General features: G+C 71.7%; 26 protein-coding genes. 16 read left to right on the top strand and 10 right to left on the bottom strand.

Annotated elements, in window-relative coordinates; translation table 11 throughout:
* Positions 1–19: 19 nt before the first annotated feature.
* Entirely contained in the window at positions 20–1,516 is a 1,497-nt protein-coding gene (locus DJ010_RS02865; protein ID WP_109692092.1) for an MFS transporter, read from the top strand.
* Positions 1,517–1,564: 48 nt separating this feature from the next.
* Positions 1,565–1,804, top strand: coding sequence for a hypothetical protein (locus DJ010_RS02860; protein WP_109692091.1), 240 nt, complete (start codon positions 1,565–1,567; stop codon positions 1,802–1,804).
* A gap of 92 nt (positions 1,805–1,896) precedes the next feature.
* Here DJ010_RS02860 and DJ010_RS02855 read toward each other — a convergent pair whose 3' ends face one another.
* Both DJ010_RS02855 and DJ010_RS02850 read right to left on the bottom strand, forming a co-directional pair.
* Complete coding sequence (locus tag DJ010_RS02855; protein WP_109692090.1) at positions 1,897–2,256, bottom strand: hypothetical protein; 360 nt, start codon at positions 2,254–2,256, stop codon at positions 1,897–1,899.
* A gap of 81 nt (positions 2,257–2,337) precedes the next feature.
* Positions 2,338–3,042: a hypothetical protein gene (locus DJ010_RS02850; protein WP_158282904.1), complete on the bottom strand. Its 705-nt coding sequence runs from the start codon at positions 3,040–3,042 to the stop codon at positions 2,338–2,340.
* 118 nt (positions 3,043–3,160) lie between these two features.
* Here DJ010_RS02850 and DJ010_RS21940 point away from each other — a divergent pair, with 118 nt between their 5' ends.
* Both DJ010_RS21940 and DJ010_RS02840 read left to right on the top strand, forming a co-directional pair.
* Positions 3,161–3,706 carry an RNA polymerase sigma factor gene (locus tag DJ010_RS21940; protein ID WP_158282903.1) on the top strand — a complete coding sequence of 182 codons (546 nt, stop codon included), beginning with the start codon at positions 3,161–3,163 and terminating at the stop codon, positions 3,704–3,706.
* A 78-nt stretch (positions 3,707–3,784) separates the two neighbouring features.
* Positions 3,785–4,696: a glycoside hydrolase family 16 protein gene (locus DJ010_RS02840; protein ID WP_109692087.1), complete on the top strand. Its 912-nt coding sequence runs from the start codon at positions 3,785–3,787 to the stop codon at positions 4,694–4,696.
* A gap of 105 nt (positions 4,697–4,801) precedes the next feature.
* Here the strand turns inward: DJ010_RS02840 and DJ010_RS02835 are convergent, their stop codons facing one another.
* Positions 4,802–5,104: a WXG100 family type VII secretion target gene (locus DJ010_RS02835; RefSeq protein ID WP_109692086.1), complete on the bottom strand. Its 303-nt coding sequence runs from the start codon at positions 5,102–5,104 to the stop codon at positions 4,802–4,804.
* 243 nt (positions 5,105–5,347) lie between these two features.
* Here DJ010_RS02835 and DJ010_RS02830 point away from each other — a divergent pair, with 243 nt between their 5' ends.
* The 10 genes from DJ010_RS02830 to DJ010_RS02790 are packed head-to-tail and all read left to right on the top strand — an operon-like array spanning position 5,348 to position 14,174.
* Positions 5,348–6,079, top strand: coding sequence for an SAF domain-containing protein (locus DJ010_RS02830; RefSeq protein WP_109692085.1), 732 nt, complete (start codon positions 5,348–5,350; stop codon positions 6,077–6,079).
* Positions 6,076–6,855: a CpaE/TadZ family protein gene (locus tag DJ010_RS02825; RefSeq protein WP_109692084.1), complete on the top strand. Its 780-nt coding sequence runs from the start codon at positions 6,076–6,078 to the stop codon at positions 6,853–6,855. Before DJ010_RS02830 ends, DJ010_RS02825 begins: the two co-directional genes overlap by 4 nt.
* 8 nt (positions 6,856–6,863) lie before the next feature.
* Positions 6,864–8,180 carry a TadA family conjugal transfer-associated ATPase gene (locus DJ010_RS02820; protein WP_109692083.1) on the top strand — a complete coding sequence of 439 codons (1,317 nt, stop codon included), beginning with the start codon at positions 6,864–6,866 and terminating at the stop codon, positions 8,178–8,180.
* Positions 8,177–9,046: a type II secretion system F family protein gene (locus tag DJ010_RS02815; RefSeq protein WP_109692082.1), complete on the top strand. Its 870-nt coding sequence runs from the start codon at positions 8,177–8,179 to the stop codon at positions 9,044–9,046. The genes DJ010_RS02820 and DJ010_RS02815 overlap by 4 nt, the downstream gene beginning before the upstream one ends.
* On the top strand, positions 9,043–9,960 hold the full coding sequence (locus tag DJ010_RS02810) for a type II secretion system F family protein (protein ID WP_245927151.1): 918 nt from the start codon (positions 9,043–9,045) through the stop codon (positions 9,958–9,960). Before DJ010_RS02815 ends, DJ010_RS02810 begins: the two co-directional genes overlap by 4 nt.
* Positions 9,961–10,012: 52 nt before the next feature.
* The gene (locus DJ010_RS21725) at positions 10,013–10,201 is read left to right on the top strand and encodes a TadE/TadG family type IV pilus assembly protein (RefSeq protein WP_146207239.1); all 189 of its coding nucleotides are present in this window, start codon (positions 10,013–10,015) and stop codon (positions 10,199–10,201) included.
* A gap of 52 nt (positions 10,202–10,253) precedes the next feature.
* Positions 10,254–10,604: a TadE family protein gene (locus DJ010_RS02805; protein WP_245927150.1), complete on the top strand. Its 351-nt coding sequence runs from the start codon at positions 10,254–10,256 to the stop codon at positions 10,602–10,604.
* Positions 10,601–11,011, top strand: coding sequence for a TadE/TadG family type IV pilus assembly protein (locus DJ010_RS02800; protein ID WP_109692080.1), 411 nt, complete (start codon positions 10,601–10,603; stop codon positions 11,009–11,011). The genes DJ010_RS02805 and DJ010_RS02800 overlap by 4 nt, the downstream gene beginning before the upstream one ends.
* Positions 11,008–11,418 (top strand): pilus assembly protein TadE, encoded by a 411-nt coding sequence (locus tag DJ010_RS02795; protein WP_109692079.1) that lies wholly within the window; start codon positions 11,008–11,010, stop codon positions 11,416–11,418. The genes DJ010_RS02800 and DJ010_RS02795 overlap by 4 nt, the downstream gene beginning before the upstream one ends.
* Positions 11,415–14,174, top strand: coding sequence for an AfsR/SARP family transcriptional regulator (locus tag DJ010_RS02790; protein ID WP_109692078.1), 2,760 nt, complete (start codon positions 11,415–11,417; stop codon positions 14,172–14,174). The genes DJ010_RS02795 and DJ010_RS02790 overlap by 4 nt, the downstream gene beginning before the upstream one ends.
* Here DJ010_RS02790 and DJ010_RS02785 read toward each other — a convergent pair.
* Complete coding sequence (locus DJ010_RS02785) at positions 14,167–14,622, bottom strand: MaoC family dehydratase (RefSeq protein ID WP_109692077.1); 456 nt, start codon at positions 14,620–14,622, stop codon at positions 14,167–14,169. The genes DJ010_RS02790 and DJ010_RS02785 overlap by 8 nt on opposite strands.
* Positions 14,623–14,699: 77 nt before the next feature.
* Here DJ010_RS02785 and DJ010_RS02780 point away from each other — a divergent pair, with 77 nt between their 5' ends.
* Complete coding sequence (locus tag DJ010_RS02780; protein ID WP_109692489.1) at positions 14,700–15,779, top strand: adenosine deaminase; 1,080 nt, start codon at positions 14,700–14,702, stop codon at positions 15,777–15,779.
* An 18-nt stretch (positions 15,780–15,797) separates the two neighbouring features.
* Here DJ010_RS02780 and DJ010_RS02775 read toward each other — a convergent pair whose 3' ends face one another.
* From DJ010_RS02775 to deoC, 6 genes are all read right to left on the bottom strand, one after another.
* The gene (locus tag DJ010_RS02775) at positions 15,798–16,316 is read right to left on the bottom strand and encodes a hypothetical protein (RefSeq protein ID WP_109692076.1); all 519 of its coding nucleotides are present in this window, start codon (positions 16,314–16,316) and stop codon (positions 15,798–15,800) included.
* Positions 16,300–16,956 carry an ATP-binding protein gene (locus DJ010_RS02770; RefSeq protein WP_109692075.1) on the bottom strand — a complete coding sequence of 219 codons (657 nt, stop codon included), beginning with the start codon at positions 16,954–16,956 and terminating at the stop codon, positions 16,300–16,302. Before DJ010_RS02770 ends, DJ010_RS02775 begins: the two co-directional genes overlap by 17 nt.
* Before the next feature lie 25 nt (positions 16,957–16,981).
* On the bottom strand, positions 16,982–18,754 hold the full coding sequence (locus DJ010_RS02765) for a hypothetical protein (protein ID WP_109692074.1): 1,773 nt from the start codon (positions 18,752–18,754) through the stop codon (positions 16,982–16,984).
* Positions 18,755–19,209: 455 nt separating this feature from the next.
* Positions 19,210–20,079, bottom strand: coding sequence for an aldehyde dehydrogenase family protein (locus DJ010_RS02760; RefSeq protein WP_109692073.1), 870 nt, complete (start codon positions 20,077–20,079; stop codon positions 19,210–19,212).
* Positions 20,079–21,512 carry an aldehyde dehydrogenase family protein gene (locus DJ010_RS02755; protein ID WP_109692072.1) on the bottom strand — a complete coding sequence of 478 codons (1,434 nt, stop codon included), beginning with the start codon at positions 21,510–21,512 and terminating at the stop codon, positions 20,079–20,081. Before DJ010_RS02755 ends, DJ010_RS02760 begins: the two co-directional genes overlap by 1 nt.
* 2 nt (positions 21,513–21,514) lie before the next feature.
* The gene (gene deoC / locus DJ010_RS02750; protein ID WP_109692071.1) at positions 21,515–22,483 is read right to left on the bottom strand and encodes a deoxyribose-phosphate aldolase; all 969 of its coding nucleotides are present in this window, start codon (positions 22,481–22,483) and stop codon (positions 21,515–21,517) included.
* Positions 22,484–22,567: 84 nt separating this feature from the next.
* Here deoC and DJ010_RS02745 point away from each other — a divergent pair, with 84 nt between their 5' ends.
* Positions 22,568–23,158: a hypothetical protein gene (locus DJ010_RS02745; protein WP_109692070.1), complete on the top strand. Its 591-nt coding sequence runs from the start codon at positions 22,568–22,570 to the stop codon at positions 23,156–23,158.
* Positions 23,159–23,161: the final 3 nt, after the last annotated feature.

Here is a 23,161-nt window from a genome sequence, read left to right as displayed (position 1 = left end):
GAAGGCGAGGCGAACGACGATGTCCCACGGCGTTGAGACCGGACGCATCACGACCGACATCCCGGCCCGGATGGACCGGCTGCCGTGGAGCCGCTGGCACTGGCTGGTCGTGCTCGGTCTCGGCACCGTCTGGATCCTCGACGGCCTCGAGGTCACCATCGTCGGCTCGATGACCGATGCACTCGCCGACCCGAAGACCGGGCTCGGCATGAGCAGCTTCGACGTCGGCCTGGCCGGAGCGATGTACGTCGCAGGTGCCTGCGCGGGCGCGCTCTTCTTCGGCCAGCTGACCGACCGCTTCGGGCGGAAGAAGCTGTTCCTCATCACGCTGGGCGTCTACACCGGTGCGACGGTCCTGACGGCGTTCTCGATGACGCCGCTGTGGTACTTCGTGGCCCGGTTCATCACCGGAGCCGGCATCGGCGGCGAGTACGCCGCCATCAACTCTGCGATCGACGAGCTGATCCCTGCGAAGTACCGCGGCCGCGTCGACGTCGCGATCAACGGTTCGTTCTGGGTCGGCGCGGCCGGTGGCGCGCTCCTGACCATCCCGCTGCTCGACCCCACCAAGGTCGACCAGGAGTGGGGCTGGCGGCTCGCCTTCGGGCTCGGCGCGATCCTGGCGATCGGGATCCTCATCGTCCGCCGCACGGTGCCGGAGAGCCCGCGCTGGCTGTTCATCCACGGCCGCGAGGACGAGGGCGAGGAGATCGTCCGCGACATCGAGCAGAGGGTCACCAGCGAGTCCGGCAAGGACCTGCCGTCGGTGTCCGACACGATCACGATCCGGCAGCGGAAGACGATCAGCCTGGCGCTGATCGCGAAGACGGTCTTCACCATGTACCCGAAGCGCACGGTCCTGTGCTTCTCGCTCTTCGTGGGACAGGCGTTCCTCTACAACGCGTTCTTCTTCACCTACGGCGACACCCTCATCGAGTTCATGGACGTGAAGCAGACCGGCTACTACATCGCGGTCTTCGCGGTCAGCAACTTCATCGGCGCCCTGTTCCTCGGGCCCCTGTTCGACAGGATCGGACGGGTCAAGATGCTGACCGGCACCTACGTGCTGTCGGGCGCGCTCCTCACCTACACCGGGATGACGCTGGACTCCTACTCGGCCGTCAGCCTCACCGCGATGGGGTGCCTGATCTTCTTCGTGGCCTCGGCGGGGGCGAGCGCGGCGTACCTCACCGCCAGCGAGGTCTTCCCGATGGAGACCCGTGCGCTGTGCATCGCGTTCTTCTACGCGATCGGCACCGCCGCCGGCGGAATCGCCGGACCGCTGCTGTTCGGCAAGCTCATCGAGGACGCGGTCAACGGAGGCGAGGGGATCTCCGCCATCGCTGTCGGCTACTACATCGGCGGTGCGCTCATGATCGCCGGCGGCATCGTCGCAGCGTTCCTCGGCGTGAAGGCCGAGGGTCGGTCGCTCGAGAGCATCGCGAAGCCGCTGACCGCCGAGGACGACGCGGAGCCGACCGACGACGAACGGCGACGCAGCCCGCAGCCGGCCTGACTTCTGACGAGACCTGCTGCGACCTACCGAGAGGAAGAGGAGGACACCGTGCCGATGCCGCCGCCGAAGGCAGCCACGGAGGGCCCTCGCGACCGTCAGGTCTTCCACGAGATGGGCCAGATCGTCCGGGCCCTCGAGGACGCGGGGCCGTGCGCGCCCGACACACTCGCCGAGCTGATCGGCGCCCGCTACTGGGAAGTGGGCCGCTTCGACCGGGCCCTGGCCTTCGCCGTCGCGGACGGGCTGGTCGTGCGCGGTCCTGACGACGTCCTGCAGCCGTCCGGCTGAGGAGGTCGTTTCGCAGGGAAAAATCCGGTCGGGGCGTCCGGGACCGAGATGTGGGGTGCGGTCCGGACGCCCCGACCGAGATCGTGGGGCTGTCAGCCGGCGAGGCAGGCCTCGAGGCGCTCCGTCGCCTTGGCGAGACGCATCTGCTGCGCCTTCTTCTCCTTGGCAGCGTCGGCCTTGCGCTCACGCGCCTTCTGCAGGGCGGCCTTGGCCTTGGCCTGCTTGACCTTCGTCTCGGCGCGCTCGAGGGCGGCCTTGGCGTTGTCCACCTTGTCCTTCTGACGCTCGAACACGGCGGTGACGCGGGCCAGGGCGTCCTCGGCGCGGTCGACGCGGACCTGCTGGGCGGCGCAGGGCTCGTCCTCGGCGGACGCCACGGTCGGCTGCGACAGGACGACGCCCAGGGCCAGCGCCGGCGCGAACCCGGCGGCGATGCGGAATGCCTTCTTCATACGATTGATCTCCCTCTGGTTGTGAGGGCCACGGGATGCCCGCGGCCTTGCACTGATTGATGTCGTGACCGCGGCCGGGCGTTACGAGCGATCCGGACGATTTCCGCTGGCATTGCTGTGCGGCGGGGCCTGGCTGCCGGGTCGGTCCCGCTCCTTGTCGGGCCGCTGGCCGTGCCCGTTGCCCTGCCCGTTGCCCTGCCCGTTGCCCTGCCCGTTGCCCTGCCCCTGGCCCTGCTGCTGGCCCTGGGAGCCCGGGTCGTCCGGACGGCCGGGCGCGTCGTCCTGGTTGGAGTGGTCGGGGTTGCCGCCGGGACCGTGACCCTGGCCGTTGCCGGTGCCCTGTCCGGGCGTCGTCTCCGGTGGGACGACGGGGGGCGGTGCGCCCTCGTCCGAGGACGGACGGTCTGTGGGGCGACCGCCCTTCCCGTCGTCGGAGCGAGCGCGGTCACCCGAGGGGGACGACTCGGGGGGCGCGTCGCTGGTGGGGCCGGCGCCGGGGACATCGGTGCTGTCGCTGCGCTGCCCCGGCGCCGGGGTCGAAGGAACGTGGACCGGTTCGGTCGGCCGGTCCGGAGGGGACCACGGGGCCTCGATGACCCCGGCGGCGTACGAAGCGCCGACCCCGCCGGCAAGCACGGCACCGAACACGGCGGCGGCTGCTCCATGCCGCCACCAGGGTGCGGAAGATGGGCCGGCGGGGGCGGCCGCTGCGAGCGCGGCGAGACGCTGGATCTCGACCGCTGGCGGCGTGGAACCCGTCACGTCCGCCCTCAGGGCACGGCTCACCTCGGCACGCGTCGGTCGACGAGGAGAGTGGCCCATGACCTCAACATGTCGCGAGCCGCCCGAGTCGTTACATCCGGTTCCGACCTCTAAGGTGTCGCCCTCAGACGAGGGGGTGGCGATGGCAAGGTCGGACGACGACGTCGTCATCCGCGCGCGCCGGGGCGACGAGGACGCCTGGCGTGAGCTCTACGTCGCCCACGGGCGCCGCCTGGTGGTCTGGCTCGGCGCCGCGCGCGACCTCGACGCCGCGACCGGGGCGGAGGACGTCGCCGCCGAGGCATGGACCGTCGCTGCGACGAAGATCGGCGAGTTCGAGGGCTCGGTCGACGACTTCGGCGGCTGGCTGATCTCGATCGCCCGCAACCTCGTGCTCAACAACCGGCGCCGCTCGCAACGCCGGCAGACCTACGCCACCGAGGACGCCGGCGTCCACCTCGAGGACCTCGGGATGACGCCCGAGGCCAGGGCCGTCGAGGACGACGCCACCCGGTGGCTGCTGGCGCAGCTGAGCCGCCGCGAGGCGGAGGTCATCGCGTGCATCGACGTGGTCGGTCTCGACGTCGCGACCACGGCGCGAGCCCTCGACATGTCCGCGACGGCCGTGCGGGTCGCGCGACATCGCGGGCTGGGTCGACTCCGGACCATCCTCGGCGAGTCGCCCTAGCCCAGTTTGTTAAAACCCTCTAACTTCGTGCCCCGTGGTGGGGGCCGCGTAACCGCGACGACCCACCAAGGAGAAGTCATGCACGCCTCTCTCGGCTCCGTGCGCGCCATCCTCGCGAGTGCCGCCCTGATCGGTCTGGCTGGTCTGGCGGGACCGGCGCCGGCTGGGTCGGCGACCGGCGCGCCGCAGCCCGCAGCCGCCGCCCAGGACGCGTGCGGGGAGGTCCGCGCGAAGGCGGACGGCTCGACCTGGCACTGCTCCTTCGTCGACAACTTCGACGGACGCGAGCTCAACCTCGACAAGTGGATCACCCAGGACACCTCGGTGACCGGCTTCCGCACCGGGGTCACCTGCTTCACCACGGCGAGGAAGAACATCCAGGTCTCGCAGGGAGCCCTGCGGCTGACCGCGCGGAACGAGAAGGGCACATTCCTCTGCCAGACGCCGTCGGGGGTGTTCACGACCACCTACACCGGCGGCATGGTCGGCACGCGGACGAAGTTCTCCCAGACCTACGGTCGGTTCGAGGTGCGGGCCAAGCTCCCGACCGCCCGCAGGGGCGGCGTCCACGGCGGCTTCTGGATGTTCCCGCTGAACCTGAGGTACGGCATCTGGCCGGCGTCGGGGGAGATCGACATCGCGGAGTGGTGGTCCAACAGGCCCACCTCCGTGATGCCCTCGCTCCACTACGACGGTCGTGACCCTCAGAAGGACTCCGGGTGGGACTGCGGTGTCAGCACGCCCAGCGCCTACCACACCTACGCCCTGGAGTGGCTGCCCTCCGGCCTCAAGTTCTTCATCGACGGCAAGCTGTGCTTCTCGCGCACGCCGGAGCCGGCCGCGCCACTCGTCGCCCCGCAGCCCTTCGACCACCCGTTCAGCATGATCCTCAACATGGGAGTGGGGCCCGCGTTCGGAAACAACGCGGTGTCGCCCTCGACACCGTTGCCGGCGACGTACGTCGTCGACTACGTGAAGGCCTGGCACTGACCTCGCGCGCCTCTGACCTGCGGAAACACGACGGCCCGGCACCCTCGAGGGCGTCGGGCCGTCGTGACCGGGTCGTGCTGCGGCGTCCTGAGCGCGCCGCGGCGGTCACAGCTTGATCGTGAAGGCCTGGTCGACCTCGGAGAAGGCGGCCGACGCCTTGCCGAGGTAGGTCACGAACTCGTCGATGACCGCGAACAGGTCGCCGGACTCCTTGTTCCAGCGGGCGAAGATCTCCTGGAACGACGTACCGGACAGACCCTTGAAGGCGCCGGAGTCGTAGAGGCTCTGGATCTGGCCGCTGGTGGTCTGCACCGCGTTCTCCAGCTCGTTCTTGAGATCTCCGAGGTTCCGGGCCTGGGCCTCGATGGAACCGTGATCGATGGAGATGCTGCCGTCGGGACCTGCCATGTCGAACTCCTGAGATAGTCGAAACGCTGACGGGGTCCGGCCTACCCCGGCTGTCCGGCCCCGCAAACCTCCGGAGTCAAGATCGTCGAGGTCCGCGGTTACGATGCTGGCTGACCCACCTGCAGACGGCGATTTTCGTGCAGCCGAAGAGGTTCGTGGTGCGTCGATGGGGGTAGGCGGGCTGCTGCAGGCCCGAATACACGGGTCTCTCGGTATCTCGGAACATCTCGGAGGACGAACGTCGTGAGCACCGACATCAGCGGTAGCGTCGCCGACCGTCAGCGCAGCCGCGCCGGCCGCCGCGCGGCGACCCCCAACGCGGCGGGCCAGATCGCGCCGCCGCGCCAGCGTCGCCCAGCTCTCGCAGCCCTCGCGTTGCTCCTCATCGTCGGCGGAGCGCTGGTGGCGGGCCTGCTCGCGGTCCGGATGGACAGCCGGGTCCCGGTGCTGGTCGCTCAGCAGGCCATCGAGCCGGGTGCGGAGATCACCGCGGACGACATCGGCGTGGTGCGGGTGGCGAGCGACAACATCGGCCTCATCGGCGAGGAGTACGCCGACGACGTGGTCGGTGCCTACGCGACCACGCGCATCGAGCCGGACACCCTTCTCACCGAGAACAACGTGTCGAGCGAGACCCCGATTCCCGACGGCCGCGCCATCGTGTCGGTGCCGCTCGAGGGCAAGCTCGCGCCGACGTCGACCGTGCGGTCCGGTGACCTGGTGCAGGTCGTCCGCGCTACTGCTTCGAGCGGCGGGACCGAGGACGCGAAGGTGCTCGGGACAGCATTCGTCCTCGAGGTGACCGAGCCGGAGGTCGACGACCTCGGTGGTCCCGGTGAGGTACCGACCGCGAGCCTGCTGGTGCTCGACGACGTCGCCCTCGAGGTGATCGACGCCGCCAGCGCGGGCGAGGCCGGCCTCGCGATCCTCCGATCCGGACAGGAGCCCGACGTCGAGCTCGAGGGCGCCAAGTGACGGTCTACGCCTTCGCCTCCGCCAAGGGCTCGCCCGGCGTCTCGACGGCCGCCGCTGCCATCGCGCAGTCCTGGCCGGTTCCCGTCGTCCTCGCCGACGTCGACCCCGCCGGTGGTGACCTGCTGTGGCGCAGCCGGACGGCGACCGGAGGCGCGCTCGACCCCGACCGAGGACTGCTCTCGCTCGGTGCCGCCGTACGACGAGGAGCCGCGCAGGCCGACCTCACCGAGCACCTGCAGCAGACGGCCCTCGGCACCGACGTGCTCGTGGGCATCACGTCTCCCGACCAGCTGCCGGGTCTGGGCGCGGCCTGGGGCCAGCTGTCGACCGTGTTCGGCCAGCACCGCAGCGACGTACTGGTCGACTGCGGACGGATCGTCCCCGGCAGTGCGGCGATGCCGGTCTTCGCCGGTGCCGACGTCGTCGTCCTGGTGACCCGCCCGGACATCTCCGGCACCGCGCACCTGCGCGAACGGCTGCGGTCGCTGCGCACGACGCTGGGGATCGGCGGGCCCGGCGGCAAGCCGGTCGGCATCGTCGTCCGGACGCCGTACCGCGACACCCGCAGTGCCGCCGACCTCCAGCAGCTGCTCGACGCCGAGCGGATGGGCGTCACCGTGCTCGGCATCGTCGCCGACGAGCCGAAGGCGGCGCAGGTCCTCCACGGGGAGCGCATGGGCCAGCTGCGCCGGACGCTGCTCGGTCGCTCGGCCGCGCAGCTCGCGCAGCGGCTGGTCGGCGTCCAGCGTCCCGCCGACCTCGCGAACGGGCGGTGACCGGAGTCATGGACCAGCAGCTGGTGCGCGGTCTGCGCGAGCAGGTCGCCGACATCGTCTCGCGGCAGCGTCGCGAGGACGCGGACAACCATCTGCCGCCGATGTCCGCGGAGGACGAGCGACAGTTCGCCCGCGCCGTCATCGCCCGCGTCCTCGACCAGTACGCCCGCGAGGAGGTCCGCGCGGGCCGTACGCCGCCGACGCCGACCGAGGAGCAGAACCTCGCCGACGGCATCCACGCGGCGCTGTTCGGCGTGGGCCGGCTCCAGCCGCTGCTGGACGACCCCGACGTCGAGAACATCGACATCAACGGCTTCGACCAGGTGTTCGTCGGCTACGCCGACGGCCGCGAAGAGCGGGCCGAGCCGGTCGCGGAGTCCGACGACGAGCTGATCGAGCTGGTGCAGACGCTCGGCGCCTACTCGGGCCTGACCAGCCGGCCTTTCGACACCGCCAACCCGCAGCTCGACATCCGGCTGCCCGACGGTTCACGACTGTCGGCGGTGATGGGCGTGTGCCCGCGGCCGTCGATCTCGATCCGCCGGGCCCGACTCTCGCGGGTCTCGCTCGACACCCTCGTCGACTACGGCACGATGTCGCCCGACCTCGCCGCGTTCCTCTCCGCAGCCGTGCGGGCGCGCAAGAACATCATGATCGCCGGCGCGACGAACGCCGGGAAGACGACGCTGCTGCGGGCGCTCGCCAACGAGATCGAGCCCTCGGAGCGGCTGATCACCGTCGAGCGCGCGCTGGAGCTCGGGCTCGGCGAGTTCCCCGACCTGCACCCCAACGTCGTCGCCTTCGAGGAGCGGCTGCCCAACGCCGAGGGCGTCGGGTCGATCTCGATGGCCGAGCTGGTGCGGCGGTCGCTGCGCATGAACCCGAGCCGGGTCATCGTCGGTGAGGTGCTCGGCGACGAGATCGTCACGATGCTCAACGCCATGAGCCAGGGCAACGACGGCTCGCTGTCGACGATCCACGCGAACTCCTCCTCGGAGGTCTTCAACCGGATCTGCACCTACGCCATCCAGAGCGCTGAGCGGCTGCCCTCCGACGCGACGATGATGCTGATCGGCGGCGCCATCGACTTCGTGATCTTCGTTGAGCGCGTCAACGAGTTCGCCGAGGGCGGCACCTTGCGACGCATGGTCACCTCGGTGCGCGAGGTCAACGGTGTCGACGGCCGAGTGCTCTCCAGTGAGGTCTTTGCGCGCGGTCGCGAGGGCTTCGCCGTGCCCGCCGCCGCGGTGTCCTGCCTCGACGACCTCGAAGCGGTCGGCTACGTCCCTGGCGCGGCCTCCACCTGGGTGGAGCGGGCCGGATGACGCTCAGCCCTACCACCCTCCTCATCGTCCTGCTCGGCGCCGTCGTCGGCGGGGGGATCGTGCTGCTGGTGCGGTCGCTGGTGGGCTTCCCGGTCGACGACCGGGTCGCGGAGCCCACCGCTTCGCTCACCCAGCGGATCGAGGCGGCCGGGCGGCGGGTGCCGTTCGCGGTCGGCGCGTTCCTCCTGGTCCTGCTGCTGACCCGCTGGCTGGTCGTCGCGATCGCGTGCGCGCTGCTCGTCCTGTTCTGGAACAAGCTCTTCGGCGGTGCCCGCGAGGCCCGCCGTGGCATCGCCCGGCTGGAGGGCCTGGCTGCCTGGACCGAGTCGCTGCGCGACACCGTCGCGGGCGCGGTCGGCCTGGAGCAGGCGATCCCCGCGACGGCGTACGCCGCCTCGCCCGCCATCCGGGAGGACCTCACCACCCTCTCCGACCGGCTGCGGGTGCGGATGCCGCTGCCGGAGGCCCTCAAACGGTTCGCCGAGGAGGTCGACGACGCCGGCGCCGACCTCATCATCGCCGCGCTGATCCTCAACGCCCGGCTCCGCGGTCCCGGCCTCCGGGACGTGCTGACCTCGCTCGCCCGCTCGGCGCGGCTCGAGCTCGAGATGCGGCAGCGGATCTACGCCAGCCGCGCGTCCACCCGCCGCAGCGTCACCATCGTCGTCGCGATCACCGTGGCCGTGGTCGTCGGGCTCCGCGTCCTCAACCCCGGTTTCGTCGCGCCCTACAGCACGCCCTTCGGTCAGCTCGTCCTCGTGGGGATCATGGTCATCTTCACCGCAGGCATCCTGTGGCTGCGGAGCCTGGCCAAGGACGACACCCCGGGGCGGTTCCTCCACTTCCGAGCGGAGCCGGTCCGGTGACGTTGACCCTGATCATGCTCGCCGGCGCCGTCGTCGGCGCGGGTGTGCTGATGGCCGCCTGGCTGGTGGTGCAGCCCTCGACCTCCGGGCCGGTGGCGCTCGCCCTGCTCGATGCCCGGCTCGCCCGGGGCCGTCGCGAGGTCTCGCTGACCGCCGATCGCCGGCACACGGAGGAGTCGCCACGGATGCGCCGCTTCGGGGCGCGGGTCGACGACCTGCTGGAGAGCCAGGGTTACCCGCTGCCGCGCAAGCTCGTCGTCGACCTCGGCATGGTCGGCCAGTCGCGGGAGATGTTCCTGGCCCGCACGGCGGGCGGTGCCCTCCTGGGGGCGGTGCTGCCCAACGCGGTGCTGGTCCCGTGGGCGCTGCTGGGCCTGGTCGGCTTCGCCATCCCGCTGTGGCTGGTCCTGCTCGGCGCACTGATCGGCGGTCTCGTGCCGTACTCCCAGCTCCGCAAGGACGCCCAGGAGAAGCGGCGCGCGTTCCGGCACATGGTGAGCGCCTTCCTCGACCTGGTCGCGATGAACCTGGCCGGCGGGCGCGGCGTGCCGGAGGCGCTCCAGGCCGCGTCCACCGTCAGCGACAGCTGGGGCATGGTCCGGATCCGCGACACCCTCGAGGCCGCGCGGCTCCAGGGCAACACCCCGTGGGCCGCTCTCGGGCAGCTCGGCGAGGAGGTCGACGTCGACGAGCTGCGCGACCTCTCGGCGGCGCTCGCCCTGGTCGCGGAGGACGGCGCGAAGGTCCGGGACTCGCTCACCGCCCGTGCCTCCTCGATGCGGCACCGGGAGCTCGCCGACGCCGAGGCCAAGGCCGAGGAGCGCTCGCAGTCGATGCTCATCGCCCAGCTGGTGCTCTGCGCCGGGTTCCTGCTCTTCCTCGTCTACCCCGCCGTCGCCCGGCTGCTCGGTTAGGGCGTGCGGAGGTGGGAACGGTGTATCCAACGAAACGAAAGGACGATCTCGGATGAGTCCAGAATTCCAGTACCTGAGGATCCTTCTCGGTGGTCACCTCGACCGCGTGCGGAACGACCAGCGGGGGGTGTCGGCGGTCGAGTGGGTCATCATCACGGTCCTGCTGATCGGCATCGCCGGGGCGGTCGGCGTCGCTGTCTCGACCGCGGTGGACCGGAAGTCCAGCCAGATCAGCCTCTGACATGGTCCGTCGGCCCCGTCGTCGCGCGCGGGACGAAGCAGGCGTCAGCAGCGTGGAGCTCGTGCTCTACACACCGCTGCTGATGTTCATCATCTTCGTCGCCGTGCAGTTCTCGCTCGTCTGGTTCGGCAACCAGGCCGCGAGCGCCGTGGCGCGCGAGACCGCGCGTCAGGCACGGGTCTACGACGAGGGTCGCGCGATCCAGGAGGGGCACCGCTACGCCGGCAACATCGGCAAGGGCGTGCTCGAGGACGTGACCATCAAGATCGAGCGGGTCGGCGACAACCGGGTCCGGGTCACGGTGACGGGGAAGGCGCAGGAGCTCTCCCCGATCGGGGTGCCGACGGTGAGCCAGACCGTGGAGGGCCCGATCGAGGAGTTCGTGGACGAGGCGGCGCCATGACGAAGGTGGTCCGTCACCTTCGGGACGAGCGCGGCTCGATGGCGGTCGAGGTCGTCATCCTCGCGCCGTTCCTCATGATGTTCGTGATGCTGGTCGTCGCCGGTGGGCGCTACGTCGCCGTCCAGGGGGACATCGAGGCCGCGGTCCGCGACGCGGCCCGCGCCGCGGCGCTGGAGGACACCCGGGGCGAGGCCGAGCAGGCGGCCCGAGCCACCATCGCCGCATCGCTCGACGGCTCCGACTGCCGGGTCGGCTACAACGCCGACTGGCGGCCCGACGGCTCGGTCAGCGTCCGGCTCACCTGCGACATCCCCTACGGCGACCTCGCCCTGATCGGGCTCCCCGGCCACGTCACGATCGACGCCGACTCCTACGTCCGGCTGGACCCCTACCGGAGGCTCGAATGACCCGCACCCGGCGCGACGAGCGCGGAGCCGCCTCCGCCTTCGTGCTCGGCATGGCGATCACCCTCCTCGTCGTCGCCGGTCTCGTGGTCGACGGCGGTGGGGCGCTGAACGCCCGGATGACACTGGCCGACGACGTCGAGGCGGCGGCTGTCGCCGGCGCCCAGGCCACCGACGAGCTGAGGCTCCGCGCGGACGACGTGCTCGTCATCGACCCCGCCGAGGCCCGCGAACGGGCGGCCGCCGTGCTCGCCGGCCGAGGCTACGAGGGGATCCGGATCGTGGTGACGGACGAGTCCGTGACCGTCACCGCCCGCGACCGGGTCCCGACGTTGATGCTCAACCTGATCGGCATCAACGAGTTCGACATCGAAGCAACTGCGACCTCGGAAGCCGAGATCCTGCAATGAGCACCGCCAACCAGACCGACCAGTCCGACCCGACCCGTCGCGGCCCCGCGCGCTTCTCCGCGCCGCCGCCCGGCGCCCGCCGGTCCACCCCGAGGTCCTCGCCGTTCGCGGTGATCGGCGCCGTGCTCGCGCTGCTGGTGCTGCTCGTCGGCATCCCGGTGGGCCTGGTGCTCTGGCAGGGTGCGCCGCCGTTCCCGACCGGTCTGCCGTCGCGCGACGACCTGACCCAGCCGCTGACGTTCGACGCCCTGGTCATCGTGCTCCTGGTCGTCGTCTGGCTGGCCTGGCTGCAGTTCACGATCTGCGTGGTGGTCGAGGCGATCTCACTGCTGCGGGGTGGCGTCCTGCCGCGACCGGTGCCGCTGTCCGGGCGCTCGCAGGCGCTGGCGCGTGCGCTGGTCGGCACCGTCCTGGTGGGCGCGTCGGTCATCGGCACCGGCGGAGCCGCCTCGGCCGACGACGCGGGTCGCCAGCAGCGGGAGGCGACGTCCGCGATCGCGACGCCGGACGGGCAGGGCCGGCCGATGGAGAACGTCGCGCCCGACGGCTTCACCGCGCCCGCGCTGTTCACCGAGACCAAGGAGAAGCTGGCCGAGGTGGCCGACGCCGCCGGCGCGTCCCTCGGCCGCAAGGTCGTCACGGTGAAGCCGCCGGAGGGTCGCTACCACCACAACCTGTGGGACATCGCCGAGGAGCACCTGGGCGACGGCCGTCGGTGGAAGGAGATCTTCGAGCTCAACAAGGGCCGGCCACAGCCGGACGGGGGCGAGCTCGTGATCGGCCGGCTGATCCAGCCCGGCTGGGTGCTGGTGCTTCCCGACGACGCCGTGGGCGCCGACCGGGTGGACCGCGTCGAGCAGGCCGAGCGGGCAGGGGACCGGCACGAGGCCGCCAACGACGACCGCCGCGAGCGGATGCCCGCCGTCGAGGTCGCCGAGGAGCGGGCCGACGCCGTCGAGGCGACGTACGACGGCCTGGCCGGTGACCTGCTCGGCGGTGGTCTGCTGGCCGCCTCCCTCGCCGGCGCGATCGCCGCGGAGCGGCGCCGGCGCCGCGGCGCGGACCTGTCCGCGGCCGACCTCGACACCGAGGTCGCGCTGCTCGTCGGCGCCGACCTGGACCGCGCCGAGCGGGTCGACCGGGCGCTCCGCCGGCTCGCCGTGACCGCCCCCGCCGAGGGCATCGCCCTGCCGCCGGTCTACGCGCTCACCGTCGACGACGCCGAGATCGAGCTGCGCATCGCCCCGGCCGCGCCGCGCCCGCCGGCGCCGTGGATCGCGCTCAAGGAGGGACGGCGGTGGCGGCTCGACCGCGAGTCCGCCGAGGTCGACCAAGGCCCGCTCGGCAACGCGCCGTACCCCGGTCTGGTCTGCATCGGCCGTGACGACGCCGGCGCCGACGTGCTCATCGACCTCGAGGCCGTCGGCGGCCCGGCGTCGGTCTCGGGTGCCGACGCCGTGGCGCGCGAGGTGGTCTCGGCCCTCGCCGTCCAGCTGGTCACCTCGCCGTGGTCGGACGACCAGCGGGTGCACGCCCACGAGCTGTCGCCGGTGCTCGCCGACATCGCCGACAGCAGCTTCGGCGTCGTCGACGACCTGTCGGCGCTGGTCGCGGACTTCGAGAGCCACCGCCCGGACCGCAACGGCTCCGACGTGCTGTCCGGGCGGGTGGGGCGCCGGCCCGACCTGACGCCGCAGTACCTGATGCTCGGTGCCGTGCCCGGCGACGACCTCGTCGAGCGGCTGCAGCCGATGATCCGCACCGGCGACCGCGGCCTGGGTGTCGTGGCGGTCGGCAAGCTGCCGGGGACCCGGTGGCACCTCACCGTGGACGAGTCCGGCCACCTCGCCCTGCCACTGCTGGACCTGTCGGTCTCGGCGGTCCGGCTGACCGAGCGCAGCGCCGTGCAGCTCGCCGCGCTGTTCGCCAAGGCCCGCGAGCAGCGCTCGCCGGCCATCGACGGCAGCGTCCTCATCCCGCGGGCGCCGCGGCCGGGCGACGACGCGCACTGGGCGTCGGCGGCCGTTCGGGTCGGCGTCCTCGGGGCGCACGAGGTGAAGGTCCCGGGCACGATGGACGAGGTGCGGCTCGGTCTCGCGAGGGAGGTGGCGACGTACCTCGCCCTCCAGACCGCACCCGTGCACCCGAGCGTGCTCGCCGCGTCGGTGTGGCCGCGCGGCGTCACGGCCGAGGTCCGGAACGCGACGATCGAGCGCGTGCGCGAGTGGCTCGGCCAGGCGGCCGACGGCACCTACCTGCTCCGCGAGAACGACGAGGGCCGGCTGTTCCTCGCCGACGACGTCGCGGTCGACTGGCACGCGTTCTGCACGCTGGTGCAACGCTCTCGCGGAGCGGCGGTCCGCACCGAGAAGGAGCTGCTCCGCCGCGCTCTCCAGCTGGTCCGCGGACCGTTCCTCGACGGGCGCGAGCGCGGCCGCTACAGCTGGCTGGCGCGCACCCGGCTCGACACCACGGTTGCCGACTCCGTCGAGGCGACGGCGCACCGGCTGGTCGAGCTGTCCACCGACGACCCCGACGGGGCGGCGGGCGCGGCCCGGGCCGGGCTCCGGCTGGTGCCGCACTCCCAGCTGCTGTGGCGCGACCTGATGCGGGCGGAGTTCGACGGACCGGGTGGTCCGGCCGCGATCGCCGTCGTCGACGAGATGCGGTTGATGCTCGACTCGCGCGACGTGCAGCTCGAGGCGGAGACCGAGGCGCTGGCCGAGGAGCTGGTGCCGGGAACGCTCGTCAGCTAGGCAGCAGCAGGACGACGGTTTCAGCGACGCAGGCCGGCTTGTCCTGGCCCTCGATCTCGATCGAGTGCTTCACGGTCAGCTGCTTGCCAGTCGGCAGGTCGGCGACGTTGGCGATCGTGACGTGGATCCGGATGCGGGAGCCGACGCGCAGGGGAGTGGGGAACCGCACCTTGTTGATGCCGTAGTTGAGCTTGGCGCCCGGCGTGGCGAGCTTGAAGACCTGGCTGCCGAGCCACGGGATCAGGGCCAGGGTGAGGTAGCCGTGGGCGATGGTGCCGCCGAACGGACCCGCCTTGGCGCGCTCGACGTCGACGTGGATCCACTGGTGGTCACCGGTGGCGTCGGCGAACTGGTTCACCCGCCGCTGGTCGATCGTCACCCAGTCACTCGTGCCGATCTCCTGACCGGCGGCGGCCTCGAGCTCCTCGAACGTGGTGAAGACCCGCATGCCCTCTCCTTGCTTGTCGTGCTGCCGTGTGGTGCTTGTCGTGTGCGCCGGTTGGCCACGGTGGAACAATGCTCGGCATGGAACCTACACGCGTGCCCACGGTCGATGAGTTGAGGTCCGCGCCGAAGGTGCTCCTGCACGACCATCTGGACGGTGGCCTGCGGCCGGCGACGATCGTCGAGCTCGCTGCCGAGTCCGGCCACGAGCTGCCGGCCAGCGACCCGGAGTCCCTCGGCGCGTGGTTCGCCGAGTCGGCCGACTCGGGCTCGCTGGTCCGCTACCTCGAGACGTTCGAGCACACCGTCGGCGTGATGCAGTCGGCTCCGGCGCTGACCCGGGTCGCCCGGGAGTGTGCGGAGGACCTGGCCGCGGACGGCGTCGTCTACGCCGAGATCCGCTACGCCCCCGAGCTGCACGTGCAGCAGGGGCTGACGCTCGACGAGGTGGTCGGCGCGGTGGCCGAGGGCTTCGCGCAGGGTGTCGAGGCGAGCGGCGGCCGGATCGTCGTGCGACAGCTGCTGACCGCGATGCGGCAGGCCGCGCCGTCGCTGGAGATCGCCGAGCTCGCGATCCGCTACCGCGACCACGGTGTCGCCGGCTTCGACATCGCCGGCCCGGAGGCGGGCTACCCGCCGACCCGGTTCCTCGACGCCTTCGACTACGTCCGCCAGGAGAACGGCCACGCCACCTGCCACGCCGGCGAGGCGTTCGGGCTGCCGTCGATCTGGGAGGCCGTCCAGTGGTGCGGCGCCGACCGGCTCGGTCACGGCGTCCGGATCATCGACGACATCGCCGTCGCCGAGGACGGCACGGCGAAGCTGGGACTGCTCGCGTCGTACGTCCGGGACAAGCGGATCCCGCTGGAGATGTGCCCGTCGTCGAACCTGCAGACCGGCGCCGCCCCCTCGATCGCCGAGCACCCGATCGGCCTGCTGGCCGACCTGCGGTTCCGGGTGACCGTCAACACCGACAACCGGCTGATGAGCAGCACCTCGATGACCCGCGAGCACCAGTTGCTCTGCGAGGCGTTCGGGTGGGGACTCGACAAGGTCGAGTGGCTGACCGTCAACGCGATGAAGTCGGCGTTCCTGCCGTACGACGAGCGCTACCGGCTGATCATGGACACGATCAAGCCCTGGTACCGCGAGCACGCCTGACGGGACGCGCCGGCAAGATCAGACGACGAACCAGAGGTGGGACCAGCCGGCGACGCCGACCCGGTGGGTGACCCACCGCTCCTCGGGGACGTCGACGACGGCGCCGCGGGCGGGGTCGAAGAGGCGGACCTCCTCGCCACGGGCCGCGAACGCGAGCACGACGTGGCGAGGGAGCCAGCGGTTGCCGACGTAGACGGCGACGGGCCGGGTGCGGACCTGCTCGACGAGGATGTCGAAGCCGACCGCCGCCCGCGGCCGCGCGTTGACGGTGGCGACCCGCTCGCCGGTGATGCTGGTGAGGGCGTTGGCGACCGCCCACGGAGGAGTGCCGAACCGGCGCGGCCAGGGCATTTGCATCCGGTCTCGCGCGCTGCGGGACGACGTCAGCCGTCGGTGCTCCTCGCGGGCAGCGGCGGCCGGGTCCTCGGGGCGGTCGCCCTCGACGAGCGCGCGGGCGACGACGACGCTGACCGCGCCGCAGCTCACCCGGTCCGGTTGCTGCAGTGCGCGCGGGTCGAGGTCAGCCGGCCAGTCCACGCTTGGACGCCGAGCCGGAGCGGGTGGCGGGGCCGAGGTGACCGGCCACGATCTCGTCGTACGCGGCATCGCCGGTGGCGACCCGGCAGCCGGCGTCCACGGCGCGTCGTACGACGTCGCGCTGCGCGCGCGCCAGCGCCAGCCCCCGCCGGAGGAGGACCAGGGGCGGCTTGCGGTGCTCGCGCAGGTCGCGGGTCAACCGACGCCAGAACGTGACCGCGCGGTGCTGGGTGACGCAGTAGGCGGCCTCGAGCACGCCCGCCTCGCGGCACGCCGCGACGACCTCGGGTGCGAAGATCCCTTCCGCGCAGAACACCGGCGCGCCGCCGAGGTCGAGCCGCTGGGCGCCGGTGCGCCGGCTCTCCGAGAGCGAGTAGACCGGCACGTCGGCGGCACCCGTGCGGCAGAGCTCGAGCAGCGCGGCGACGGCGTCCTCGCGGTGCCAGGTGCCGGGGTGGTCCCAGTCCACGAGACCCGCGTTCGCGCCGTCCACGATCCTCGGCAGGTCCGCCTCGTCGCCGTCGCGGTAGAAGTCGTCGAGACGGAGCGTGGGCCAGCCGAACCGGTGGCCCAGCCGCTCGGCGAGCCGGGACTTCCCGGCGCCGGAGGGTCCGGCGAGCACGATCACGCGGGCGGGCACCGAACCACTCTAGTGCGGCTCCCGGTCAGCGCTTGATGTGGACCCGGACTGCGTCCGCGCGGGAGTACCGCAGGCTCGACGTCGGCAGGAACCGCACCACCAGCTTGTGGCTGCCGTGTCGCATCCGGTGCAGCCGCACCTTCGCCCTGCCGTCGTGCAACCAGGCCTTGCCGACCCGGCGGCCGTGGCTGGTCACGACGACCTTGCCCCAGGCCGGGCCTGCGTCGGTGAGCACCTGGACGGCCACCTTCGGGCGGTGCGAGTGGGTCCGGGCTCGCGGCAGCCGGGCCGTCGTCCGCGTGTCGAGCTTCGCCACGCGCACCTTCTCGCTGACCGCCTCGCTGGGGGCGTGGGCGGACGCGGCGGCGGTGACCTTCACCTTGATCCGGTCACCCGCGTCACGGAGGCCGACGACGTACGTCGCCTCGGTGGCGCCCGCGATCGGGCGGCCGTTGCGCAGCCACTGGTAGGTGATGGTCTCCGGTGCCGGCGACCAGGTCCCGGGGTGCGCCGTGAGCGGCTGGTCGACCGCCGCCTCTCCGTCGACCGTGGGCGGCACCTCGTTGACCAGCTCCGGGCCCGTGGGGTCGGTGGGGTCGGTGGGTTCGGTCGGGTCGGTCGGGTCCGTGGGATCGGTCGGGTCCGTCGGATCGGTGGGGTCCGTGGGGTCCGTCGAGTGGTCGTCGCAGTTGTCGATCAGCTGCTCGTGGACCGCGCGGCGCTTGGTCTCCGACAGCGCCTGGAACGCGGCGAACTCGAGGAAGCACGCGCCCATCTCGACCCCGGCGTCGGCGGCCTCCTCCATCGACCCGCCGTTGAGCGTGAACTGCCAGCCGTACGTCGTCGAGCCCGTCCTCGACAGGCCTGCCATGTAGCAGTACCAACTGGTCGCGGTGGCCAGGGGCTGCCCCGGCGCCGCGCACATGGCGTCGTCGGGGCCGAGGCCGTGGTCGTCGAAGACGAGCTGGCTGCCGTACCGGCCGGACAGCTCGTTGAGCATCGACCGCTCGTCCTCCCAGGAGGAGGCGAACGTGCCGTCGCCGTAGCCGCCGGGCCCGGGGACGATGAACTGCCACTTCGAGTGGCCCGCGAGGGAGATCCGCGTGGTCGGGAACAGGTTCACCAGGGTGTCGGTGGAACGGCGCAGGCACTGCCCGTGCAGGGCCTTGTTGTAGCCGGCCTTCCAGAGGCGGTCGACCGAGGCGCTGTCGGCGCCGAGGATGAACGGCTCCGCGTAGATCGTCGTGCACTCGCTGTTGGCGATCTCGACCACCTGTGGGTCGGCCTCGTAGCGGTTCGCGACCGCCCGCATCAGGGCGGTGTAGTCGGCGTGGAACGCGTCGGTCCAGTAGCGCGGGACGCAGCCGGAGTTGCCGTTGGGCGAGTCGGGCCGGACCTCGACGCAGCCGCCCGAGCGCTCCTTGACCCACTGCGGCGCGTGGATGCCCGACATGAACCGCAGCCGGAACCTCTGACCGGGGTTGTCGCGCAGCACCTTGTCGACGTAGGAGAAGTCGTAGCGACCCGGTGCGGTCTCGATCGTGTTCCAGGGCAGCTTCACCGAGGCGAAGGTGGCGTAGGGGACGGTCTTGATCGCGTCCGGCTTGGTCACGACCAGGCCCTGCAGGCCGGGCTTGAGGCTCGACGAGGAGGCCGCCGCGGTGGGGCTGGTGCTCTCCGTGGCCTCGGCGGAGGTCGAGACGACGCCGACGGCGGCGAGCAGCGGGGCCGCGAGCAGCAGGGCGGTGGCGATCGGGCCGCCCAGGCGGCGGGCGGACGAGGGGGACGTGCGGGTCATCAACGGTCCGAGATCCAGGGGTGAGGAGAGGTGACGATCCATCTCATCCGATTCCGCCGCGGACCTCTTGGCCCCCTGGGCCACACTTCGCGGGCGCTCTTGGACCTCAGTCCAGCGACCGTCGCCGGGGCGCGCGGGGACCCCGTCCCGTCGTCGCCAACGCAATCTGAGCACCATGGACCCCCGTCATAGGCCGGCCAAAAGCCGAGAAAACTTCTCTCAACCAGTGGTCGGGCGGCAGGAGCGGCGCCCGGTCACGTGTATCAGTACCGATATCGTTCCACACCTGCATCAGGTGTGACAACGGCACTACGAGAAGTTTGACCTGCCGCAGCGGCGCGGCTCCACGGTCGAACGGCCTGGTGCGGACTAGTCACAACGAGGGGGTCGGCCGCCGATCGGACAGCCGAGCCACCCCCACGCCGCTTACGGCGGTAAGCGGCGCCGCGCGGACGTCACACCCCGATCGGGTGCCAGACGGTCTTGATCTCCAGGAAGTCCGTCATCGTCGACAGGGCCGGGGCGGCCGTCCAGTCCGGCTCGGCGGCCGGGGCGCGGCGGACCCGCTTGAGGTTGTCGGCGGCGGCGACCTCGAGCTCGGTGGTGACGGCGTCGTCACCGGCGAGGCCGCAGAGGTCGATGGCGTTGACGTCCATGTGCGCGGCCAGCCAGGGCCCGAGCGACGCGGCGTCGCCGGTCAGCAGGTTCACCACGCCGCCGGGGACGTCGGAGGTCGCGAGCACCTCGGCGAAGGTGACGGCCGGCAGCGGCCGGGAGTACGACGACACGACGACCGTCGTGTTGCCGGTGACGATGACCGGGGCGACCACGCTGACCAGACCGAGCAGCGACGACGACTGCGGCGCGAGCACGCCGACGACGCCGGTCGGCTCGGGCGCGGAGTGGTTGAAGAACGGCCCGGCCACGGGGTTGGCGTTGCCGACCACCTGGGCGAGCTTGTCGGCCCAGCCTGCGTACCAGACCAGGCGGTCGATGGCCTCGTCGACCTGGCGCCCGGCCGCGGCGGCGCTGCCCCCCTCGGACTGCTGCACGGCCTGCACGAACTGCGGGCGGCGGTCCTCCATCACCTCGGCGATCCGGTAGAGGATCTGCGCCCGGTTGTAGGCGGTGCGCCCGGACCAGCCGGGGAACGCCTTGCGGGCCGCGACGACCGCGTCCCGCACGTCCTTGCGCGACGCCTTGGCGGCGTTGGCCACGAACTTCCCCTTGCTGTCCTGCACCTCGTAGGAGTGACCGGACTCCGAGCGCGGGAACGCCCCGCCGATGTAGAGCTTGTAGGTCTTGCGGACGTCGATGCGCGCCATCAGGCACCAGCCTTCAGGTAGGCGGAGAGGCCCTGGCGGCCACCTTCGCGGCCGTAGCCCGACTCCTTGTAGCCGCCGAACGGGCTGGCCGGGTCGAACTTGTTGAACGTGTTGGCCCAGACCACGCCGGCGCGGAGCCGGTCGGCCATGAAGAGGATCCGGGAGCCCTTCTCCGTCCAGACGCCGGCGGACAGGCCGTAGGGCGTGTTGTTGGCCTTCTCGACGGCCTCGGCGGGCGTGCGGAAGGTCAGCACCGAGAGCACCGGCCCGAAGATCTCCTCGCGGGCGATCCGGTGGGCCTGGGAGACGCCGGTGAAGACGGTCGGCGGGAACCAGTAGCCGGCCGACGGCAGCTCGCACGGCGGCGACCAGCGCTCGGCGCCCTCGTCCTCGCCGATCTCGGCGAGCGCGCGGATCCGGGCCAGCTGGGCGGCGGAGTTGATGGCGCCGATGTCGGTGTTCTTGTCGAGCGGGTCGCCGACGCGCAGCGTGGCCATCCGGCGCTTGAGCTTGGCCATGACCTCCTCGGCGACCGACTCCTGGAGGAGGAGCCGGGAGCCGGCGCAGCACACGTGGCCCTGGTTGAAGAAGATCCCGCCGACGATGCCCTCGACGGCCTGGTCGATCGGGGCGTCGTCGAAGACGATGTTGGCGGCCTTGCCACCGAGCTCCAGAGTCGCCTTCTTGTCGGTGCCGGCGATCGAGCGGGCGATCGCCTTGCCGACGCCGGTGGAGCCGGTGAAGGCGACCTTGTCGACGTCGGGGTGCGTCACGAGCGCCTCGCCGGTCGCGCCGGCACCGGTGACGATGTTGACGACCCCGTTCGGAAGATCCGCTTGCTGACAGATCTCGGCGAACAGCAGCGCGGTCAGCGGCGTGGTCTCGGCCGGCTTCAGCACCACGGTGTTGCCGCAGGCGAGCGCGGGCGCGATCTTCCACGCGAGCATGAGCAGCGGGAAGTTCCAGGGGATGACCTGGCCGGCGACCCCGAGCGGCTGCGGGTTGGCGCCGAGGCCGGCGTGCTCCAGCTTGTCGGCCCAGCCGGCGTAGTAGAAGAAGTGCGCGGCGACGATCGGGACGTCGACGTCGCGGCTCTCCTTGATCGGCTTGCCGTTGTCGATCGACTCCAGCACGGCGAGCTCGCGGCTGCGCTCCTGGATGATCCGCGCGATCCGGTAGAGGTACTTGGACCGCTCGCGGCCGGGCATCCGTGACCAGCCGCGGAACGCCTTGCGGGCGGCCTTGACGGCGCGGTCGACGTCGGCGGCGTCCGCCTCGGCGATCTCGGCGAGCGTCTCCTCCGTCGCCGGGTTGACCGACTTGAAGGCGGTGCCGTGGCCGTCGACGAAGTCGCCGTCGATGAAGAGGCCGTAGGACGGCTTGATGTCGACGATCGCCCGTGACTCGGGCGCCGGTGCGTACTCGAAGTTCATCGTCAGTCCAGGGTGAAGTAGTCGGGACCGCTGTAACGGCCGGTGGCGAGCTTGGTGCGCTGCATCAGCAGCTCGTTGAGGAGGGTGGACGCGCCGAAGCGGAACCAGGTCGGGGTCAGCCAGTCCGGGCCGGCGACCTCGTTGACCATCACGAGGTACTTGATCGCGTCCTTGGCGGTGCGGATACCGCCGGCGGGCTTCACGCCGATCTGGACGCCGGTGGCCTCGCGGAAGTCGCGGACCGCCTCGAGCATCACCAGGGTGACCGGCAGCGTCGCCGCCGGCTGGACCTTTCCGGTTGAGGTCTTGATGAAGTCGGTGCCCGCGAGCATCGCCAGCCAGGAGGCGCGTCGTACGTTGTCGTAGGTCTGGAGCTCGCCGGTCTCGAAGATCACCTTGAGGTGGGCGCTGCCGCACGCCTCCTTGACGGCGACGATCTCCTCGTAGACCTGGAGGTAGCGGCCCGCGAGGAACGCGCCCCGGTCGATCACCATGTCGATCTCGTCGGCACCGGCCGCGACCGCCTCGCGGGTGTCGGCCAGCTTGACCTCCATCGAGGCCCGACCGCTCGGGAACGCGGTCGCCACGGCCGCCACGTTGACCTTGTCGCCGACGACCTCCTTCACGACCCCGACCATGTCGCCGTAGACGCAGACGGCGGCGACGGCGGGGCAGGTCGGGTCGGCCGGGTCGGGGCGCAGCGCCTTGTTGGCGAGCGCGCGGACCTTGCCGGGGGTGTCCTGGCCCTCGAGCGTCGTGAGGTCGACCATCGTGATGGCGAGGTCGAGCGCCAGGGCCTTCGCGGTGGTCTTGATCGAGCGGGTCCCGAGCCCTGCGGCACGAGCCTCGGCGCCGACCTGGTCGACGCCCGGAAGGCCGTGGAGGAACCGGCGGAGCGAGGCCTCGCTGGCGGTGACGTCGGCGTATGCCGAGAGCCCCGGGGACGGGGCCGTGGAGGCGGTGACTGGCATCAACCCAGCATAGGCTTGGGAGGTTGTCGGACGACAACTGTCGAGCACCAGCCAGCAACGATCCGAGGAGAGGGCGGACCCCAGGTGACGCAAGAGCGGGACGAGCGGTTCACGACATGGGGCGGCCGGGTCCTCGGCGGCCTGGGCCTGGCGCTCGTCGGGCTCGTCGTGGTGCTGGGGATCCCGGGCATCGGGCAGGCCTACCCGCCCGTGGTCTACGCGTGTTGCGGGCTGGCCGCGGTCGGCATCTGGGTCGTGCTGATCCGGCCCTCCGTCGCGATCGAGGGGGACCGCCTCGTCCTCCGCAACCCGGTGAGCACCTCGCGGGTGCCGCTGGCAGCGATCGAGCAGGTCGTGGTGCGGCAGTGGCTGGCCGTGAGCGCCGGCGCGCGGCGGTTCACCTGCTCCGGGGTCAGCCGCAGTATGTGGCAGGCGCGCCGCGACGACCAGCGCGGGGCGGTGACGGGCGCCGAGATCGGGAAGCTGTCGTACGGCGCCATCGTCGAGCGCCGCATCGACAAGCGGGCCGAGGACGCCCGGGCCCGGCAGGGGGTCGAGCGCTACTCCGACGAGCAGCAGGTGCTGGCCGAGGAGGCGGTCACCGAGCGGGCCTGGCCCGAGATCGGCCTGCTCACGGGCTTCGGTCTCGCGGTCGTCGTGACCGCGTTCCTCTGACCG

The sequence above is a fragment of the Nocardioides silvaticus genome, assembly GCF_003160695.1.
In the GTDB taxonomy this organism is placed as follows: Bacteria; Actinomycetota; Actinomycetes; order Propionibacteriales; family Nocardioidaceae; genus Nocardioides; species Nocardioides silvaticus.
The sequence above is the reverse complement of the archived record's forward strand: the minus strand, read 5'-3'. Positions and strand labels throughout refer to the sequence as shown.

Excerpts from the sequence above, each read along its gene's own strand:
- DJ010_RS02865 (WP_109692092.1), top strand. The coding sequence starts at position 20 with ATGTCCCACGGCGTTGAGACCGGACGCATCACGACCGACATCCCGGCC.
- DJ010_RS02855 (WP_109692090.1), bottom strand. The coding sequence starts at position 2,256 with ATGAAGAAGGCATTCCGCATCGCCGCCGGGTTCGCGCCGGCGCTGGCC.
- DJ010_RS21940 (WP_158282903.1), top strand. The coding sequence starts at position 3,161 with ATGGCAAGGTCGGACGACGACGTCGTCATCCGCGCGCGCCGGGGCGAC.
- DJ010_RS02840 (WP_109692087.1), top strand. The coding sequence starts at position 3,785 with ATGCACGCCTCTCTCGGCTCCGTGCGCGCCATCCTCGCGAGTGCCGCC.
- DJ010_RS02835 (WP_109692086.1), bottom strand. The coding sequence starts at position 5,104 with ATGGCAGGTCCCGACGGCAGCATCTCCATCGATCACGGTTCCATCGAG.
- DJ010_RS02820 (WP_109692083.1), top strand. The coding sequence starts at position 6,864 with ATGGACCAGCAGCTGGTGCGCGGTCTGCGCGAGCAGGTCGCCGACATC.
- DJ010_RS02815 (WP_109692082.1), top strand. The coding sequence starts at position 8,177 with ATGACGCTCAGCCCTACCACCCTCCTCATCGTCCTGCTCGGCGCCGTC.
- DJ010_RS21725 (WP_146207239.1), top strand. The coding sequence starts at position 10,013 with ATGAGTCCAGAATTCCAGTACCTGAGGATCCTTCTCGGTGGTCACCTC.
- DJ010_RS02800 (WP_109692080.1), top strand. The coding sequence starts at position 10,601 with ATGACGAAGGTGGTCCGTCACCTTCGGGACGAGCGCGGCTCGATGGCG.
- DJ010_RS02795 (WP_109692079.1), top strand. The coding sequence starts at position 11,008 with ATGACCCGCACCCGGCGCGACGAGCGCGGAGCCGCCTCCGCCTTCGTG.
- DJ010_RS02790 (WP_109692078.1), top strand. The coding sequence starts at position 11,415 with ATGAGCACCGCCAACCAGACCGACCAGTCCGACCCGACCCGTCGCGGC.
- DJ010_RS02785 (WP_109692077.1), bottom strand. The coding sequence starts at position 14,622 with ATGCGGGTCTTCACCACGTTCGAGGAGCTCGAGGCCGCCGCCGGTCAG.
- DJ010_RS02780 (WP_109692489.1), top strand. The coding sequence starts at position 14,700 with ATGGAACCTACACGCGTGCCCACGGTCGATGAGTTGAGGTCCGCGCCG.
- DJ010_RS02765 (WP_109692074.1), bottom strand. The coding sequence starts at position 18,754 with ATGACCCGCACGTCCCCCTCGTCCGCCCGCCGCCTGGGCGGCCCGATC.
- DJ010_RS02760 (WP_109692073.1), bottom strand. The coding sequence starts at position 20,079 with ATGGCGCGCATCGACGTCCGCAAGACCTACAAGCTCTACATCGGCGGG.
- DJ010_RS02755 (WP_109692072.1), bottom strand. The coding sequence starts at position 21,512 with ATGAACTTCGAGTACGCACCGGCGCCCGAGTCACGGGCGATCGTCGAC.
- deoC (WP_109692071.1), bottom strand. The coding sequence starts at position 22,483 with ATGCCAGTCACCGCCTCCACGGCCCCGTCCCCGGGGCTCTCGGCATAC.